Annotated in this window: 18 protein-coding genes; 14 read left to right on the forward strand and 4 right to left on the reverse strand. The window is 47.3% G+C overall.

What is annotated here, in order from left to right; genetic code table 11:
- Positions 1 to 154: 154 nt before the first annotated feature.
- From D1627_RS00670 to D1627_RS00720, 11 genes are all read left to right on the forward strand, one after another.
- Positions 155 to 841, forward strand: a complete 687-nt coding sequence (locus tag D1627_RS00670) for an RNA polymerase sigma factor (RefSeq protein WP_119430301.1) — start codon at positions 155 to 157, stop codon at positions 839 to 841.
- A gap of 105 nt (positions 842 to 946) precedes the next feature.
- Positions 947 to 2,128 carry an aldose epimerase family protein gene (locus tag D1627_RS00675; RefSeq protein WP_199688348.1) on the forward strand — a complete coding sequence of 394 codons (1,182 nt, stop codon included), beginning with the start codon at positions 947 to 949 and terminating at the stop codon, positions 2,126 to 2,128.
- 117 nt (positions 2,129 to 2,245) lie between these two features.
- Positions 2,246 to 2,635 (forward strand): SMU1112c/YaeR family gloxylase I-like metalloprotein, encoded by a 390-nt coding sequence (gene gloA2 / locus D1627_RS00680; RefSeq protein ID WP_119430302.1) that lies wholly within the window; start codon positions 2,246 to 2,248, stop codon positions 2,633 to 2,635.
- Positions 2,636 to 2,699: 64 nt separating this feature from the next.
- A complete protein-coding gene (locus D1627_RS00685) occupies positions 2,700 to 4,118 on the forward strand; it encodes a sugar MFS transporter (protein ID WP_119430303.1) in 1,419 nt (472 codons plus the stop codon).
- 194 nt (positions 4,119 to 4,312) lie between these two features.
- Entirely contained in the window at positions 4,313 to 6,610 is a 2,298-nt protein-coding gene (locus tag D1627_RS00690) for a patatin-like phospholipase family protein (RefSeq protein WP_158607125.1), read from the forward strand.
- Positions 6,611 to 6,687: 77 nt separating this feature from the next.
- Positions 6,688 to 7,365, forward strand: a complete 678-nt coding sequence (locus tag D1627_RS00695; protein ID WP_147383152.1) for a Crp/Fnr family transcriptional regulator — start codon at positions 6,688 to 6,690, stop codon at positions 7,363 to 7,365.
- Positions 7,346 to 8,005 carry a CatA-like O-acetyltransferase gene (locus D1627_RS00700; RefSeq protein ID WP_119430306.1) on the forward strand — a complete coding sequence of 220 codons (660 nt, stop codon included), beginning with the start codon at positions 7,346 to 7,348 and terminating at the stop codon, positions 8,003 to 8,005. Before D1627_RS00695 ends, D1627_RS00700 begins: the two co-directional genes overlap by 20 nt.
- Positions 8,006 to 8,269: 264 nt before the next feature.
- Positions 8,270 to 9,634: an ammonium transporter gene (locus D1627_RS00705; RefSeq protein WP_119430307.1), complete on the forward strand. Its 1,365-nt coding sequence runs from the start codon at positions 8,270 to 8,272 to the stop codon at positions 9,632 to 9,634.
- A 130-nt stretch (positions 9,635 to 9,764) separates the two neighbouring features.
- Positions 9,765 to 10,412, forward strand: coding sequence for a Crp/Fnr family transcriptional regulator (locus D1627_RS00710; protein WP_119430308.1), 648 nt, complete (start codon positions 9,765 to 9,767; stop codon positions 10,410 to 10,412).
- A 92-nt stretch (positions 10,413 to 10,504) separates the two neighbouring features.
- Entirely contained in the window at positions 10,505 to 11,305 is an 801-nt protein-coding gene (locus D1627_RS00715; RefSeq protein ID WP_119430309.1) for a sulfite exporter TauE/SafE family protein, read from the forward strand.
- A gap of 79 nt (positions 11,306 to 11,384) precedes the next feature.
- A complete protein-coding gene (locus D1627_RS00720; protein ID WP_119430310.1) occupies positions 11,385 to 12,794 on the forward strand; it encodes an MBL fold metallo-hydrolase in 1,410 nt (469 codons plus the stop codon).
- A gap of 81 nt (positions 12,795 to 12,875) precedes the next feature.
- On the opposite strand, the gene D1627_RS00725 is transcribed toward D1627_RS00720, so the two are convergent.
- A complete protein-coding gene (locus D1627_RS00725) occupies positions 12,876 to 13,478 on the reverse strand; it encodes an AraC family transcriptional regulator (RefSeq protein WP_119430311.1) in 603 nt (200 codons plus the stop codon).
- 287 nt (positions 13,479 to 13,765) lie between these two features.
- Here D1627_RS00725 and D1627_RS00730 point away from each other — a divergent pair, with 287 nt between their 5' ends.
- Positions 13,766 to 14,053: a M26 family metallopeptidase gene (locus D1627_RS00730; RefSeq protein ID WP_147383154.1), complete on the forward strand. Its 288-nt coding sequence runs from the start codon at positions 13,766 to 13,768 to the stop codon at positions 14,051 to 14,053.
- A 1-nt stretch (position 14,054) separates the two neighbouring features.
- Here D1627_RS00730 and D1627_RS00735 read toward each other — a convergent pair whose 3' ends face one another.
- Positions 14,055 to 14,918, reverse strand: a complete 864-nt coding sequence (locus tag D1627_RS00735) for a pirin family protein (RefSeq protein ID WP_119430313.1) — start codon at positions 14,916 to 14,918, stop codon at positions 14,055 to 14,057.
- A gap of 155 nt (positions 14,919 to 15,073) precedes the next feature.
- Positions 15,074 to 15,733: a response regulator gene (locus D1627_RS00740; RefSeq protein ID WP_119430314.1), complete on the reverse strand. Its 660-nt coding sequence runs from the start codon at positions 15,731 to 15,733 to the stop codon at positions 15,074 to 15,076.
- Between the two features lie 461 nt (positions 15,734 to 16,194).
- On the opposite strand from D1627_RS00740, the gene D1627_RS00745 reads away from it, so the two are divergent.
- Both D1627_RS00745 and D1627_RS00750 read left to right on the forward strand, forming a co-directional pair.
- Positions 16,195 to 16,575: an STAS domain-containing protein gene (locus D1627_RS00745; RefSeq protein WP_119430315.1), complete on the forward strand. Its 381-nt coding sequence runs from the start codon at positions 16,195 to 16,197 to the stop codon at positions 16,573 to 16,575.
- A gap of 35 nt (positions 16,576 to 16,610) precedes the next feature.
- Entirely contained in the window at positions 16,611 to 16,955 is a 345-nt protein-coding gene (locus D1627_RS00750) for a hypothetical protein (protein ID WP_119430316.1), read from the forward strand.
- Here D1627_RS00750 and D1627_RS00755 read toward each other — a convergent pair.
- On the reverse strand, positions 16,950 to 18,926 hold the full coding sequence (locus D1627_RS00755; RefSeq protein ID WP_119430317.1) for a PAS domain-containing protein: 1,977 nt from the start codon (positions 18,924 to 18,926) through the stop codon (positions 16,950 to 16,952). The genes D1627_RS00750 and D1627_RS00755 overlap by 6 nt on opposite strands.
- Between the last annotated feature and the right edge of the window lie 76 nt (positions 18,927 to 19,002).

Raw genomic sequence — 19,002 nt, forward strand, 5'->3', positions numbered from 1 at the left:
AATATTTTCGCCTCAATTGCAATGCAAGCATGCCGCCAGCTTACTCAACTACTTATGGGTACCTGGCGAAAGTGTTGCCATAACACAAAAAAGCTGCCTGGCGCCGCTAAATCTGTTAGTTTGTTAGTTAAGCAGGAAATTAATTAAAGTCTGCATGGAAGAGCTGGAAGTTTGGCTTAGGTTCAGGGAAGGAAGTGAGGCTGATTTTACATTATTATATAAGCGTTACGCGCCTGTAATGCTGCGGTACGGCAACAAACTTACCACAGACCCAGACTTGGTGAAAGATTGCATCCAACAGGTATTCTTTCAGATTTGGAAGAGTAGAGAAAACCTCTCTAACCCGCCAAGTGTAAAAAACTACCTCTTAAAGTCTTTCCGCCACGAGCTTGGCAAAAAAGCTACGTTTAAAAGCAAGCATGAGCCTTTGCCCGAGGATATTAGCCTGGGCGCTGAGGCCTCCCATGAGTCTGAGCTCATAAACTCTCAGTCTTTTGAGCTTGTACAGAAAAAGGTTCATTTGCTGCTGGCCAAACTGCCCGAAAGGCAACGGGAGGTTATCTTTCTGAAATATTACACTGGTTTGCAGTATGACGAAATATCCGACATCATGGGCATTGATCAAAAATCAGTTTACAAACTCACTTACAAAGCCATTGACAAGCTGCATCGGCTTTTCAGTGAGAAGCCCCAGCCAGCCCGAGACTCGTTGCGCAAGCGCATGAGTGGCCTTGCCAGCGGCCTGCAACCTGCAGGCACACAACCGGACAAACTGGATACAATGGAACCTCTTTCCATAAGCAGTAACACCCCCCTGTTACTCGATTTGAGTAAATTATAGTTTTTTTATAACGTAAAGTATGCTTTTGGCTATACCTATTGGTTTTTTAAAAAGAAACACTCTATCTTAAAATCTTGATTAAACTACACCTGTGATACAACCCTTATGAAAAAAGGAAACACCCGCAGTATTCTGCTCATGGCCGCCTTAATGGGTAGCCTAAGTATAGGGGGCCTAACAAGCTGCTCTAACTCTGCCTCAGAGCAGGAGACTACCAGCACGAATGAAGCACCTACCGCCAAAATCGACAAAGAGCCTTTCGGCACTACCCCTGACGGCCAGGAAATCAGCCTATATACTTTGACGAACAAAAACGGCCTTATCGTAAAAGTCAGTAATTACGGTGCCATCGTTAACTCCATCATTACACCAGACAAGAATGGCGAGATGGGCGACGTTGTGCTTGGCTTCGACGACGTGAGCGGCTATATCCCGAACGACCCGCACATTGGCGGTGTGGTAGGCCGTTTTGCAAATCGCATTGCCAAAGGCAAATTTACCCTGGATGGTCAGGAATATACGCTGGCTACGAACAATGCCCCCAACCACCTGCATGGCGGCAACATTGGTTTTGACCGCGTAGTATGGCAGGCCGAGGAGATGCCTGAGGAGAATGCCATAAAGCTTACCTATGTAAGCAAGGATATGGAAGAGGGCTACCCAGGCAACCTGACAGCCACTGTAATTTATACTTTAACCGAGGATAACGGCCTGCAGATTGATTACACAGCCACTACTGATAAGGCGACCCCGGTAAACCTGACCAACCACAGCTATTTTAACCTCTCTGCTGGAAAGGTAAATACCATAAGTGATCACATCATCCAGATAAATGCTGATAAGTATACAGCCGTAGACGAAACGCTTATCCCGACTGGTGAATTGGCTAGCGTAAAAGGCTCTAACCTGGACCTAACGCAGGCGCAACCAATCGGCAAGTTCCTGAACCAAGTCCCTGGTGGCGGCTACGACCATAACTATGTGGTAAACGGCACAGCCGGCGAGATGAACAAGGCCGCTGAAGTATATGAACCAACATCTGGGCGCGTTTTGGAAGTGTATACAACCCAGCCAGGCATTCAGTTTTATACTAGTAATTTCCTGGATGGCACGCTAACAGGCAAAAACGGCAACAAGTACACAAAGCACTACGCCTTCTGCCTGGAAACGCAGCATTTCCCGGACTCACCGAATCAGGAAAATTTCCCGTCGACTATCCTTAAGCCAGGCGAGACCTATAAGGAAAGCACGACATACAAGTTCTCTGTCAGAAAAGACAACCAATAACAACAGAGGCAGGATTATTAAAAACCCTGCAGCAGCCCCGTTTGCAATGAAAAGCCAGGCTGTTGCGGGGTTAATGCGTGAAAAGAAGCGGGTGGTTAATCACTCGGCCCTAACCGGATGCTACAATTAGAGGAGCTACACCATGTAGCTGTTATATGCACTGACTATCAGCGTTCCAAACAATTCTACACGGATGTTTTGGGAATGAAGGTGTTGCGGGAAGTATACCGCGAAGACAGGCAATCTTACAAGTTGGATCTGGCTTTGAAAGGAGGCTATGTGCTGGAGCTTTTCTCTTTCCCTGAGCCCCCAGCAAGGGTTTCGCAACCCGAAGCAGCAGGTTTGCGCCACCTGGCCTTCGCCGTAGCCGATATTGCTGCTGCCCGGGAAGAACTGCTGCGTCTGCATGTACCTGTTGAGCCAATTCGGCAAGACCCTTACACCGGTAAGCGCTTTACTTTTTTCTCGGATCCTGATGACTTGCCGCTGGAACTGTATGAATCATAATCACTGCCAAGGCAGAACACTTAACTAACTTATTAACTAACTCAACCAATTAACTTCTAAAAATATGGCCGGAACTACCCATACCGACGTGAACGCTGCCAAAGCTGCCGGCGGTAACGCCGTAACGAAAAACTACACAGGACCACTGATCACTGTAACGATGCTCTTCTTTATGTGGGGCTTTATTACCTGCCTGAACGATATCCTGATACCGAAGCTGCAGCAGGTGTTTACCCTGGAGTTGTGGCAGGCTATGCTTATACAGACAGCCTTTTTTGGGGCATACTTTTTTATCTCGCTGCTGTATTTCCTGATGTCTATCACCAAAGGCGACCCTATTCGCCAGATCGGTTACAAGAACGGAATTATAGTTGGTTTGGTGGTGGCAGCCGTGGGTTGCGCGCTGTTTTACCCAGCCGCCAGCCTGCATAGCTATGGTTTCTTCCTGGGTGCGCTATTCATACTTGCGTCAGGTATTACCATCCTGCAGATTGCCGCTAACCCTTACGTTACCATACTTGGCCCTGCAGAGGGTGCTGCCAGCCGCCTGAACATGACGCAGGCATTAAACTCTTTGGGTACCACTGTTGCCCCGATTATTGGCGGTTACCTTATTTTTGGAGCCGTTAACGAAAGCAGTGCCGGTGCCGACTCTGTTAAGTTGCCTTACCTTGGCCTGGCAGCTACCTTGCTGGTTATTGCCCTCCTGATTAAAATGGCCAAGTTGCCAAGCATCCAAAACGAAGACGAAATTAAGCCGGATGCAGGCGCACTACGCTACCGCCATCTTGTGTTGGGTATTGTTTGTATTTTTGCCTACGTAGGTGGCGAGGTTGCCATCGGTAGCACCCTGATTAACTTTTTTAGGTTGCCTGAAATTGCCGGTCTGGATGAAACAGAAGCGGGTCACTTTCTGGCTTTTTACTGGGGCGGAGCCATGGTAGGGCGTTTCTTTGGAGCTGTTGCTCTATCCAACATGCGTAATGCTGGCATGAAATACCTGATTATTGCTGGTATTGCTGCTATGGTTTTCGTATTGATGTACGCTGTTTACAGCCTCGACGAAGCCTTGATCACACTTGGGTTGATCGCGCTGAACTTTGCCGTTCTAATGATCGGTCGTTTTATCCCGAGCAGAACACTGGGTGTTTTTGCTACAACAGTTGTGGTGTTGCTGCTTATCACAAGCTTTGCGACAGGCTCTATTGCCATGTGGGCGGTAATTGCCATTGGCTTATTTAACTCCATTATGTTCCCTACTATTTTCACGCTGGCAATTAAAGACCTGGGCGTGCACACATCTCAGGGTTCCTCCCTATTGGTTATGGCTATTGTAGGGGGTGCTATCATACCACCATTGCAAGGTGCCATCGCTGATGCTACAGGTAACCTGCAGCTGTCTTTCCTGGTGCCAATGGTATGCTATCTGTATATTATGTACTATGGCTTTATAGGGTCCAAAGTAAAAGAATCGGCTGTTTAAAACGGCTGTTTCATACTTTCAAAAGGCCAGTCTGTTTGCACAGACTGGCCTTTTTTTATGCCCGAGGCAATTTATACTTTTGGGCAAGTCCGTTTCTGCTTCAGGATATTTTCATAACTTGAGCCCCGTGGGTTAACTCTTACAACTACCACACAATGCAGCCGCGCCACCCTAAAGCGTTTATTCCGAACAGAATGAAACACTACCTACCATGTATGCTTTTGGTGTTTTCACTGCTACGCACCCTACCAGCCATTGCGCAGCAAAGTGTGCAGCGGCCTGCGCAACGGCCAAAGATCGGGTTGGTGCTAAGTGGCGGTGGGGCAAAAGGAATGGCGCATATCGGTTTCCTGAAAGTGATGGAGGAAGCTGGTATCCGGCCGGATTTTATTACCGGCACAAGTATGGGCAGCCTAGTTGGTGCCCTCTACGCGCTTGGTTATACCCCTGATCAGATTGAGAAAATTGCCCTAGGCCAGGACTGGGAAATGGTATTGAGTAACCAAGTGCAGCTTAGCCAGATTGCCATTGAGGAAAAGGCGTACTACGGGCGCTACATGCTGGAGCTCCCCGTCAACAAGCTCAAGATCAGCTTCCCCAGCGGTTTAATTGAAGGCCAGGCACTGAACAACCTGCTAATCCGCTTATCGCGCGGGGCACACGGCATTCAGGATTTCAATAAACTGCCAACACCTTTCGCCTGCGTAGCCACCAACCTCAGCACAGGCAAGAAAGTAGTACTCCGTAGCGGTTTCCTTCCCGAGGCCTTGCGCGCAAGTATGGCCATCCCTACTGTTTTTACGCCGGTAAAGCTGGATAGCAGCATGCTCGTGGATGGCGGCTTGGTGCAGAACTTTCCGGTGCAGGAAGCGCTTGATATGGGCGCTGATTTTATAATTGGCGTAAATGTAGGCGGCGGCCTGGAACCGGAGCAAAACCTTAAGTCCATGCTGGATGTGCTGGTGCAGGCCACGTTTTTTACTAGTGCCTCTAACTCGGAAGCAGAGAAAAAGAAAACCGACCTTCTGGTGGATGTGCTGCCAGCGCTGCAAGGCTATACTACCGGCAGCTTTTCAGAGACGAAGCAGATCATTGAGATTGGGGAAGAGGTTGCCCGCCAGTATGAGGACAGCTTAAGAACATTGGCCCACTACTTCCGATCCTTTAAAGAGCCCATGCACCGGCCAGCCTATCATAATCTCCAGGATTCCGTTAAGATCGGCCAAGTTATTATTAGCGGTACTAGCTCGTTGCCGGAGCGCATCATCCGGAGGCGCTTGCGAGTCGATGAAAACGCTAGTACAACTATCAGCCGCATCGAGGACCACATCGAGATTCTTTATGGCACTGGCCACTTCAACAAAATATCGTATGCCCTTTTGCCCACCGGTAATAGTAGCTATCACCTGCAGCTAAATGTAGAGGAGGCCTCCGAGGCAGCCCTCAAAACGGCTATTTACTACGATTCTGAGAACCGGGCCGGTGCCACCATTAACTACACGCACCGTAACTTTTTGTGGGAAGGCTCCCGGTTTGTGGCCGAAGTGGATTTAGGTCAGAACATCCGGAGCGACATTAATTACCTGAAGTATACGGGCTATAGAAACCAGGTAGCGATGAAGCTGGCAAGCCAATACTATAAAAACGATTTCTCCCTGTTTGATGACCACGGAAATAAGATAGCTATACTACAGCAGAACACAAACATTGGCCTGTTAGGCTGGCAAACCACTACCAATAACACCTGGACGCTGGGCCAACAGTTAAAGTATAAATCCGGCCGCTTGTACCCGCAGGTGGCAGGCCAAATCACCCTAGACTCTGTTGACATTGACATAAACTGGCTGGAGCAGCTGAAAACGCGCAATTGGCAAATCGCCACTTTCTTTAAGCTCAACACCCTAAATCGTCAGGTTTACCCCACCCGCGGCTGGAAAGCCGAGGCAGCAGGCGCCTTTGTATTTGGCAATAACTTTTCTGTACGCGCGCAGGAGGACCATCCGGAACTTGAGAGTATGTTTGGGAAGGCCACTTATGATCCATACCTCAAAATAGCGTTAGGGGCAGACGGTGTAGTGCCTCTGCGGCCAAATCTGGGCCTGATGCTACGGCAAGGCCTGCTGCTTTATACTAGCAACGACTTGCCCGTTGGCGAAGAAACCATGCTCGGAGGCTACACTACGCCTTTGCATAACATGATATCTTACCGCGCGGCCGAGCCTTTTGCCTACTCCACCGACAACCTCTTTTATGCTGGGCTGGGCCTGCAAATGGAGCTGCGCAAAAAGCTATACGCACAAGCTACAACCACCTTGATTAATACCAGCTTGCTACACGGTTCCAGAAACTTGAGGGGGAAATCCACACGCATTGGGTACGGCACCACGTTTGGTTACCTTACCCCCTTTGGGCCGGTTACCCTTGGCGCTGCCTACGAACACGGCTCCGGATTGCGCGGCTTTCTTAGCCTTGGCTTCCGGGTGCCGTGGTGAGAATGAGCACATAAAATTTATACCCCTCCGGACAATTGTCCTTTCAGGCACGCAAAGAACTGTCTTACCTTTGTGGCATGCAAGATTATCTTTTCTCTGACTACAGGGCTAGGTTAGTTACCTACATCGCCAACCATCAGGAACAACTGCAACAGCAGTATATGCTGCAACTGGCAGAGGCCGGGCAGCAGCATGTATTGTTACACCAGGATGCCCGCACCCAACAAGTATACCTTGTTGCCTCTGGGTTGGTAAAAGTAACCCGCACCACATCATCGGGGCAGGCTTTTACGCTTGGCGTGTTTGACAGGGGCCAACCCTTAGGCGAGTTGGAAGTAATGATGGGCATCCCGAATTTCTGCACTGTACAGGCACTCACGCACTGCACGCTTTATTGTATACCTGCAAAGGCTTTCTTGCAGATGCTGGCACAGGAACCTGCATTTAACATCCTTATGCATCAGGCCACCGCATCCATGCTGCTTAATACAACACACAAGGCCTCCATACTTGGTACTAACCGCTTGCTTTACACTTTGCTTATTGTGCTGCGCGAGTTATCCATGCTAAACGAACTAAAGCTATCAAAAAGCCTGCTTGCCGAGTTTCTGGGCACTTCTGTTCGTAACCTGAACCGCCTGCTGGCCCAGCTCGAAGCCGAAAAAATCCTGCAGCTACGTAATGCATCCATTGGGCAAATAAACTTGCCTCTTCTAATTAAACGCATCCAGATTTATGAAACCACTATACACTAAGCAGCCATTCCCGGTAGAGGGCTGGGAACGGGAAGAGCATTTCCATTTTTTCAGGAACTTCACACAACCGTTTTTTAACATAAGCACCGAAATCGATATTACTGCACTTTACAAGTATTGCAAGCGCGAGAAGCTGTCGGTTTTTCTGGCCTACCTGCATACGACCACAGCCGCGGCACGAGCCACCGAAAACTTCCTGCTCCGCCTGGATGGGGAAGGAATTTCGAAGTATGATGCCGTAGACATTTCGAGCACTATACTTAAACCGAATAATACGATCTCTTTCGTGCACCTGCCCCACCACCCGGATTTGCATACTTTCTGCGCCAGCGCCGCCGAGGTGATTACCAAGGCCAAAGCGAACCCAAAACTGCTGTACGGCTATAACGGTCCGGATCTTTTACACAGTACCACCTTGCCCTGGTTTAAACTTAACAGCATGGAGCACGCCTATACCGTAAATCCGCAAGACTCAGTGCCGAAATTAGCTTTTGGCAAAATTGAGAAGCATCAGCATAAGGTAATGCTTCCCATTAACATTAGCCTTCACCATGCCCTGGCCGATGGCTACCACGTGCACCTGTTCCTCGAAAACTATAAGGCCCTGCTAAATGAGTTGCCGAAAGAGCATCTTAACTAAAAAAATCTGGCAAATAAATGCCACCCGCATCTTTATCGGTATACTTCCGGCCTGAATCTTTAATAAGGTTCAGGCTTTTTTATTGACTAAGCTTAACTCGCTCACTAAGCACATGGCACAACTCATCTGCCATTTTCTTAACATTCCCTCAATTAATTTGCCATTTATACTAAAAGATATTGTTTTTATTTATTATTTATCAATATATTAGACACTTAATTATAACGTATGCATTAAAACTTATACCTTATTAACATTTTCATTATGGCAAAAGCATTTTCCCGCATCCCCATGTTGCTCCTGCTGCTGGTCGTGGCAGCCACCTTTATAATTCCGTCTGTGCCGCAGGCCGCCGAAGCTACCGAGATCAATGCAGCCGACACAGCCTGGATGCTTACAGCCACTGCCCTTGTATTAATCATGACACCCGGGTTGGCTTTCTTTTATGGCGGAATGGTGCGGAAGAAGAACGTGCTGTCTACCATGCTGCAGAGCTTTATTTGCATGGCAATCGTTACTGTGCTTTGGGTAGTATGTGGCTTTAGCCTGGCTTTTGGAGAGTCCATTGGGGGCGTAATTGGTAACCCGCTAACCTTTTTTATGATGGATGGAGTGATAGACGGAGTGCCCTGGCCTGCCGCGCCAACTATCCCGCTGCTGCTCTTTGCCATGTTCCAGCTTAAGTTTGCCATTATCACACCCGCCCTGATCACCGGCGCTTTTGCCGAGCGAATTCGGTTCATTTCCTACGTTTTGTTTATCGTGCTTTTTGTAATCTGCATTTATACGCCGCTGGCGCACGCTACCTGGCACCCCGATGGATTGCTGTTTAACCTGGGGGTACTGGATTTTGCAGGTGGCACGGTGGTACATATGTCGGCGGGGTGGGCGGCGCTGGCCTCTGCCCTTTACCTAAAGCGCCGGTATGAGGTTAGCCATGCGCCTGCCCATACTTCCTATGTGCTACTTGGCACTGGCCTGCTGTGGTTTGGCTGGTTTGGGTTTAATGCAGGTTCGGCCATGGGGGCAAGCTCGCTGGCGGTGGTTGCACTGGCCACCACCACCACTGCATCGGCCTCTGCGGCACTTGCCTGGATCTTTTTTGACGCCCTCCGCGGACGTAAGCCATCTGCCATGGGTACTTGCATAGGCGCGGTGGTAGGCTTAGTAGCAATTACACCGGCTGCCGGTTTCGTTACTATCCCTCACTCGCTAGCTATTGGTGTGTTGGCGGCAATCGTCAGCAACCTGGTGGTGGAGTGGCGTACACGCTCCAGCGTAGATGATACCCTGGATGTTTTCCCTTGCCATGGTGTAGGCGGTATGGTTGGTATGCTGCTAACCGGAGTATTTGCCAGCCAGGCAGTAAACCCGGCCATCGAATTGGGCAACGGGCTAATCTTTGGCGAGTATAAGCTCTTCTTGGTGCACCTGGCAACGCTGGTCGGCGTTTCGTTATTTGCCTTCGGCGGATCATGGATATTACTGCGCATCACCGACCTGGTTACCCCGCTACGTGTATCCCGCGAGGAGGAGCAACTTGGCCTTGACCTAAGCCAGCATGACGAACGGCTAGACCACCCTGAGCTCGAGCAGCAGCAACATAAAGGCCAAATGATATTCTCTTAAAGTCTCATAGTTTCCGTTTATAGTCTGATGAACCCCACAGCTAGCTTCTTCTCCGGAGGCTGCTCGTGGGGTTTGTCTTTATTTTTATACTTTTATAGCTGGTAAGGCTATAAAAACCTGCCAGCTAACTATGGACTATACCACGCAGGCAAATATACAGCAGCTTTTCCCCCAGTTCGAGGAACCACTGCTGCAGGAACTTATTCAGGAGAGCACGATTAGGGGCTTTAACGAGGGAGAGCAAATTATCCGGACTGGACAATACATGCGTTCTTCCCTCCTGTTATTAAGCGGGCTCATGAAGATTTACCGCGAAGACGAGGAAGGCAATGAGTTTATGATGTATTACCTGGAGCCCGGCAATGCCTGCGCCATGTCTATGATGTGCACCGCCCGCAATGAGAAAAGCCAAGTTATGGCCAAAGCTGTGCAGGCCGCAGAAGCCATACTTGTGCCACAGCACCTCACCGAGCAATGGCTTGGCAAATATAAAAGCTGGCACAACTTCGTGATTGGGTCTTACCGCCAGCGCTTCGAGGAGCTGCTGCTTACATTGGATAGCATTGCCTTTAAAGCCATGGATGAGCGGCTGGTGTTTTACCTGCGTCGCCACCTCCAGAATCAAGGCTCGGAAGTGCGCCTTTCGCACCAGCAAATCGCTGATGACTTAAACAGCTCCCGAGAAGTTATCTCGCGCCTGCTTAAAAAACTGGAGCAGCGCCAGGCCCTTACCTTACACCGCAGCCACCTCGAGATCCTGAACCTGGATGCACTGTAATTCCCTCGGAAAACCATACTTGCTTGTGTGACTGATGTCACTTACATCGCGCAGCAGAAGCCATACTTTTGCATCGGATTAAACAAACAACTATGGAAATACTTGGATACCTGGCTGCCATACTCATCGGGTTATCACTCGGCTTAACGGGTAGCGGCGGCTCTATACTTACCGTGCCTATTCTAGTGTACCTGATGCGTTTCAGCCCGGTCATCTCCACGGCATACTCACTTTTTGTGGTAGGGCTTACCAGCATGGTGGGAAGCTTTAAGTTTTACCGAAAGGGGCTTGTAAACTTTAAAACTGCCTTCGTTTTTGGAGCACCATCCCTGCTGGCTGTGCTTCTTACCCGTCGCTTCGTGGTGCCTGCCATCCCGGAGCATATCATCACGCTGTTTGGGTTGCATATTACCAAAGGCATCCTTTTGATGGTAATTTTTGCGATTTTGATGGTGTTTGCCTCCTTCAGCATGATTCGCAAAAGTAAGTACAGCCCTGCACAAGAAGATAACGGCTCCCAGGACATTAAATACATTCCTGTGCTGCTTCAAGGCGTTGCGGTAGGGTTTGTTTCCGGCTTAGTGGGTGCTGGCGGCGGTTTCCTTATTATTCCGGCACTGGTACTATTTACCGGCCTGGATATGAAAATGGCAGTAGGCACATCGCTTTTCATAATTGCGGCAAACTCCCTGCTGGGCTTCGTAGGCGACATTTTCACTTACGATATCAATTGGGGATTCTTAATCACCTTTTCTGCCTTATCAGTTTTCGGTATCTTTATCGGCTCAGCCCTCTCTACCCGCATTCAGGGGGAAAAGCTTAAAACCGGTTTCGGCTGGTTTGTGCTGGCTATGGGTGTTTACATACTTATCAGGGAAATATTTCTGCAGTAAAACCACCGGTGACAAAGGTCACTGTAGCATGTGGTATTTATGCTGATATTTGTACTGTTGAACAAAATTACGCAAGACTATGATAGTTGAACAAATCTATACAGGTTGCCTGGCACAGGGCGCCTACTACATCGAAAGCAAAGGCGAAGCTGTTATCATCGATCCGCTACGCGAGATAAAGCCATACTTAGAGAAAGCTAAGCGCAGTGATGCTAAGATAAAATATGTGCTGGAGACGCATTTTCACGCTGATTTTGTATCCGGGCACTTGGATTTGGCAAAGGCCACCGGCGCCGAAATCGTTTTTGGCCCTAACGCGAAGCCTTCTTTTGATGCGCATATAGCCACAGATGGCCAGGAACTGCATGTAGGCGATGTCACGATAAAAGTGTTGCATACTCCAGGCCATACCATGGAGTCCACTACGTATCTTTTAAAAGATGAGCAAGGGAAAGACTACGCCATATTTACCGGCGATACACTGTTTATTGGTGACGTTGGCCGCCCGGACCTGGCTGTAAAGTCCGACATGACAGAAGAGCAACTTGCCGAGCACCTATTCGAATCCCTACGAAACAAAATCATGACGCTTGCTGATGATATCATTGTATATCCGGCACACGGCGCAGGCTCGGCTTGCGGCAAAAACATGAGCAAGGAAACCAGCGATACGCTAGGCAACCAGAAGCAAAACAACTACGCGCTTCGGGCTGATATGTCGAAAGAAGAGTTTGTGAAGGAAGTGACAGAGGGCTTGCTGCCACCGCCAGGCTATTTCCCGTTTAATGTGCAGATGAACAAGCAAGGCTACGAAAGCATAGACAACGTGATGCGCCAGGGACTGCAGGCACTTTCGCCGGACGCTTTTGAGGCAGCCGCCAACGAAACCACTGTTCTGATGCTTGATACCCGCAAACCCCAGGATTTTGCCAGTAGCTTTATTCCTAATGCGATCAACATAGGCATTGATGGAGGTTTCGCCCCATGGGTGGGCGCTCTTATCCCTGATATTAAACAACCAATTTTGTTCATAGCTGATGAAGGACGCGAGGAGGAAGTGGTAACGCGTTTGGCGCGTGTAGGATTTGATAACGCTATTGGTTACCTGAAAGGTGGCATCAGTGCCTGGAAAGCTGCAGGTAAGGAGATAGACACAATTACTTCTATTTCGGCTACAGAATTATCCCAGCGCTTTAAGCAAGATGAGGACATCACGATCGTGGATGTGCGCAAGCCAGGTGAATTTCAGGCCGAACACCTGGAAACAGCCTCTTCCAAGCCACTTGACTTCCTGAATGAGCACTTGGCAGAGCTGCCGAAGGATAAGACCATGCATATCCACTGCGCAGGTGGGTATCGCTCCATGATCGCCGCTTCAATCCTCAAGGCCCGTGGCTTCGATAACGTAGTAGATGTGCAGGGTGGCTACAAGGCTATCTCAGAAACAGACATGCCACGCACTAATTTTGTTTGCCCAAGCACACTTTAGTAAGTATACACATTGCTAAGTAAACCTGTAACTGCCTTCACGAATTGTGGAGGCAGTTACGGGTTTTGTGCTTACAAGTGCTTAGCCTTTCTTTCTGGAATCGCTTTGCTCCTGTACTTTATCCAGGGTTTTACGCTTATCTGTTTTGAGTTGCTTAAAGTAGCTAGGCGTTAAACCCGTTACTTTTTTAAACTGGTTAGATAGGTGCGCCACGCTACTATAACCCAGTTCAAAAGCTATTTCTTTCAGGCTGAGCTCATTATAAACAAGCAGTTCCTTTACACGCTCAATGCGCTGCAAAATCAGATACTTCTCAATAGTAATACCCTCTAACGACGAGAATAGTGAGCTAATGTGCTGGTAATCCATTCCTAATTTTTGCGCGATATACTCTGAGGTATTTATGCTAAGCTCCTGCTCACCTTTATGATGCACCAGGTCGATGATTGTAAGCTTAACTTTCTCGATGAGCTGCGTTTTACGGTCGTCCAGCAGCTCAAAACCATTTAATTGTAACGCTTCCCTTATCTGCTCCAGGTCAATTTGTGTATTTACGGAGGCTATTTCTACCTCTCCCAAGCTATTGTTGAGCACTGTATAGCCTAGTTTCTGTAATTCTTCCGCTACAACCTTCTTGCAACGGTCGCATACCATGTTTTTTATATTCAGTTTCAGCGTGGTCATTAAATGTGATGGTATTCAATTTAGGTTAACATAAACAGGTTCGGCTGGTTTAAAAAGCAGGGCTAATGCTTTTACTAGTCAATCAGTTTAGTTTTTACCTACAGTTTAGAGTATACATTATATGTAATATATAACATTTATAATTATTTTTGAGGCTGATTCTAATATTTATGAAATTACAATACCAGGACTTCTTATCTATAGAGATTATCACAGAGGAATCCCTGATGCATATTAGCTGGCTCAGAAGCTTGAGTAGCGCAGAATACAGAGCAGGGTTAAATCATATGCAGACGTTACTACCTGTGCATAGCATAAAATGGGTCTTATCAGATTCTCAGAAGCTAAACAATGTTACGATTGAGGATCAGCAATGGCTAAAAAATGAGATTTTCCCTAAGATGATAGAAGATGGCATAACAAAGGTTGCCCGTGTGGTGAAGGAGGATATTTTCACTTACATCTCCTTTGAGAACCTGGTAGAAACTGCTTATAATGAAAACGCTTTTGAGGTAAAGATCGCACAGTTCAGCTCTGTTTCAAGCGCATTGGCATGGCTAAGGCTCCCGGAATAAGCTAATCCTCTATCAGCACTCCCAGTTTGCCCATACGGTAATCTCGCATTGCTTGTAACACCTCTGTTTCAGTGTTCATCACAAAAGGACCATTGGCAGCTACAGGCTCGTTTATGGGCTCTCCAGCCATAAGTATTGCCCGAGTATCTTCTTCAGCTTTAAATCTTACACTTTCGCCATCGCTGTTAAACACCACTTGGTGCAACCCGTCCACCTGTCCAAAGCCGTCCAGCCGTATCTGTCCGTCAAGTAAATACAAGAATGCATTGTAAGTGCCTGGCAAGGGCAAAGTATAAGTTGCCCCAGCTTTAAGCGTAAGCCTCAGCGCCAACACTGGCGATTTAGTTAGCACAGGCCCTACAGCCTCCCCATACTCACCTGCAACAACCTGAATGCTAACGCCGTCTGCATCCACCACAGGTGTCTGTTCGCTTTGTAGCGCGAAATATTCTGGCTGGTCCATTTTGTAAGCGGCAGGTGTATTTACCCAAAGCTGTACGATTTCCTGCACGCCTCCCCGCTCCATAATATCTTTAGGAGGCCGCTCGCTATGTATGATTCCACGGCCTGCATTCATCCACTGAGAGCCCCCTTCGTAAACGACACTGTTATTGCCTCTCGAATCGCGGTGGTGCACCCCACCTTTATATACAAAAGTTACCGGTGAAAAGCCTCTGTGGGGATGCGGTGCAACGCCAGTTTTTTGAGGCAACACCCCCTTAGGCATTTCCGCCACATGATGATGCAACAGCAGGAAAGGATCTATCTGCGCTATTTGCTGCGTAGGAAAGGTTTGCCGCACCGGCATACCCCCCATATCTACCAATTCAGCATATAGTATACGATCTACAGTTCGGTTTTTCATATCCTGATAGTCTTAAACATAAACAGTTGCTAAGCAGGTATGTTTACGGCGCTTCAGTAGCTAGGGTGGTAAAATCCATATCCACAAAAAAGGCAACCTAACGTATAGTTGCCCTGCCTTCCTTTTGAAAGTGCATTTATTTGGAAGAAAGCCCCTTAATGTATAAGTCCGTTTAAAACAGCATACTTAATTAAGGCAGCGGTGTTCTTAGTATGCGTTTTCTCGAGCAGGTTCTGCCGATGGGTCTCAATGGTGCGCTTGCTTGTGAAAAGCTTTTCAGCAATATCTGCGTTAGTATAGCCTTCGGAAATCAGGTTAAGTACTTCTTTCTCTCGTTTAGAAAGCTCTTTATGCGCACTTTGCTTCGGTTCGGAGCCATTGCTTTCCTCCATACTTAGGTTTACCTTGCGCAGCAGATCAAGCGTGATGTTAGAGCTGATGTAAGGCGTGCCACTCGCCACCAGTTTAATGGCCAGGTGCAGCTCTTCTTTACCTGCATTCTTTAGGATATAGCCATAAGCACCCAGTTCCATCATTTGGTGCACGTAGCGCTCATGGTCCAGCATCGAAAGCACTAATACCTTTAGGGCAGGAAACTTTTGGCGCATGATTCGCAGGGCCTCAATACCATCCATATCAGGCATGTTTATATCAAGGAGAATCACATCAGCTGGTGTATGGTCCAGCATTTCTACCAGCTCACGGCCATTTGCGGCTTCCCCAACGATATTCACATGGTCTTGTTGCTCTTGTAATAAGGCCTTAACACCATCGCGTATCAGTTTGTGGTCATCAGCGAGTATAAGTCTAACCATCGATGTCTATCAAAGTTTGTCTCATTCAGAGTAATACTACTTGCATAATTGCACCGGAAATATACGCTTGCCATGCTCTCAGCAGGTACACTGGGCCACGATAATCTTTAAAAAGAAATAGCTTCACCTTATCAAACTTAGGATAGAAGAGTAAAGTATAAATAGCACTTTACACTCTATTTCCAGCCGTATGCAATATATATCTCATCAAATATATAACTATAACGGCTCTTGGGAACAGGTTTTACTAAAAATAAGTATTAAATCAGTTACATTTACGTATTTTACACCTGAGCTATACTGATTACACGACTTAAATTTGTTAAACCTTAAGATGGGAGGCTAAAACAGTTCTTATCTACATACATCTTAGTTTAGCCTGGTAGATTACCAGACCAACTTAAACCTCTGAAGTAAAGAAATATACTGTTAAGATATGAATTTACTTACGTATACAGAGGATGGAAGCAAAGAATGGGTCCGATCAGCAGAGAGGCTTTGATGCAACAGCTGAAGAGCATGCGCAAGGCGTAATATTGCGCATTAGTGGGGAGCTCGATGCTAATACCGCCATCGCCGCCGACGATAGCCTGAACCATGCGATGGCAAAGCCTGTACGTTTCCTGCTTATTGATTGCCGCTCTTTGCGCTATGTTTCTTCAGCGGGGCTAGGGGTTTTTCTATCGGCTTTTTATGCATGCCAGCAGAAAGAAATAAACATGGTCTTCTTCGGGCTTCAGCCAAAAATTAAAAATGTGTTTTCCATACTTGGTCTCGAGCGCATTATGCATTGCGTTGACACTGAAAAAGAAGCGTTGCAAAGCGTTCACAAGACTAGTTAGGGGATTTAGGTACCAGATTATGAAAACAAATAACCATGATTGTTCAGCACACCTTAGAAAACAATATCTGCCGAATTACGCTCCAGGGAATACTATTAGCATCGGAGCTTCCTAAGCTTAAGCGCATTTTCAAATCGGCGATACAACAACACGTATGCGAGGTATGGATTAACTGTGCAGAAATCATTGATGTTGAACTGCCCGTGCTCATAAACCTTACCTTATACCAGCACATATTGCAGGAAAACCGCATTGCTCTTCTATTTACAAACCTAACGCCATACCTACACAATCTCCTTGTTAAAAACCACCTGGATGTTGCTGTGTCTATTGCGGAATCTGGCACAACGGCCCAAGTTGGAAAAGTAATTGAACTATAGCGGCAGCTTTAACCGTATCCTGGTCCCCTGTATTGTATTCACCTCAATCCTTAACTTCCCACCCATAAGCTTTAGGCGTTTTTTTATACTTCGGAGGCCTATACCTTTCTCTTTTTTCAGCATAGTTTTATCTAACCCTTTACCGTTATCGCTTACCTGTAAATATAAGCTGCTTTTGGCCTCGCATACCTCTATTCTAACATGTGTGGCTTCGGAATGCTTCAAGCTGTTATTGATCAATTCTTGAATCATGCGGTAGGCAGCTATTTCTATCTCCGGGTCAAATCGCGCGCTGGCGTCATAAACAGCTAAAGCGATGGAAACATGTGCCTTCGATAGTTTTTGGCAGAGCTCACGCAGCGTTACTTCCAACCCAAAATCCTGAAGTATAGAAGGCATCAACTCAAAGGCTATTGTACGCGTCTCTTGAATGGCCTCCTCCAGCAGTGCCTTTACATGCGTGCTGGGTGTATTGGTGCTGTCTAGCTGCTCAAAGTGTAGTTTAATGCCATACAGTAACTGCCCCAGGCCATTGTGCAACGCTTCGGCAATGCGCTTGCGCTCTTCTTCCTGCGTTTGCAGGGCCACCTGCAAGTGCTGCTTTTGTTGGGCTAGCCTATGCTTTATCGTGATCTCCTTCAACTCTATACTCTCCGTGACATCGTGCAGGAAAATGATGCCACCGGACTGTACTTTGTCTGAATTAAACGTCGGGACGAGGTTAAGGTCATAAAACCCCAGTTGCCTCTTAAATGGCATTGTCTTAAGTTGCCCAGCCTTTCCGTTCAACAGCCTTTGGATGAATTTATCTACCTTACAATTACCAGCCTCCGGAAACACTTCATAAATAGGCTTCCCCAGGGCAAGAGTGCGTTGCATGCCTGAGTAATTCTCCATTTTTTTATTCCAGGCGGTAATTTTCCCGGAGGCATCTAGGGCACAGATACAGTCTATGGAGTTCTCAATAATACGCTCTAGCAGCTCATGCTCATGCGATAATTGCTCTTGTGCTTCCTTCCGCTCAAGTGCTTCGCGCTGCAGATCGGCATTTGTTTTATGAAGCATTAGAGCGAGCTGGCGGTATTCCGAAATATCGATAAAAGACAGCATTACGCCATCATCCAATTTTGAAATCAATAAATCATACCACGCATCAAGGTGCTCGTGGTTATAGTATACACTTTGGCTATATGTCTTGTTCTCCTCAACGGCCTGCACCATCAGGTCAAACATCCCGGTTATTTTTACACCCGGGAAAATTCTCAAAAGCTCGTTGTTTAATAGCTGTGAGGCATTTAGCGCGAGTATGGTTTCAGCACGTTTGTTTACAAGCACCCATTTAAAATTAACAATGCGTTGTTGCTCGTCGCGCACAGCAATAAGCGCAGTAATTCCCAGCTTTGTATTATCAAATACATGGTTCAGCATTTGCTCCTTAAGGGCTAGGATCGTAAGGTCATGGCCAATAGAGCTGACCGCCTCAACCTCACCAGCTGAATTAAACTCAGGCTGGAGTGTACAATAGAAGCAACGCAAGCCTTCTGCCGTGGGTAGGTAAATAAAGCAGCTGCGCCCTACTCCCGTGTTGAACACCTCCTTTAGCTTCATTTTGCTTTCACCGATCAGGCTATCCTCGTCACTAAGTTCTCCATACGTTCTACCGATTGCTTGCTCCCGCGAAAAGCCAAATGTAGACTCTACAGTTTTGTTTATAAACGTGTAACGAAGGTCTTTATCGAAACGAGCGATAATATCGGAAGAGTTCTCTATGAGGTTACGGTAGTTTGTCTCGTTTTTTTGCAACGCCTCCTCAACTTGCTTGCGCGCTATCACTTCTTGCTTTAGTCGCGTATTTAGCTCCTGCAATTCATGGTTTTTGAGCGATAACTGTTTATCAAGTGCGCGCGCCCCTTCGGAGTTTTGCTCCGTTGATGAAGCTTTTGCACTTGGTTTTAAGTTGTTCCTTTTCATGAGATGCGCGGCATGTAAGTAGCAATAGATATACGTAATAAGTACTAATTACAGATTTTTCAGCATAATTATGAGC

This window comes from Pontibacter oryzae (assembly GCF_003576375.1).
Lineage (GTDB): Bacteria > Bacteroidota > Bacteroidia > Cytophagales > Hymenobacteraceae > Pontibacter > Pontibacter oryzae.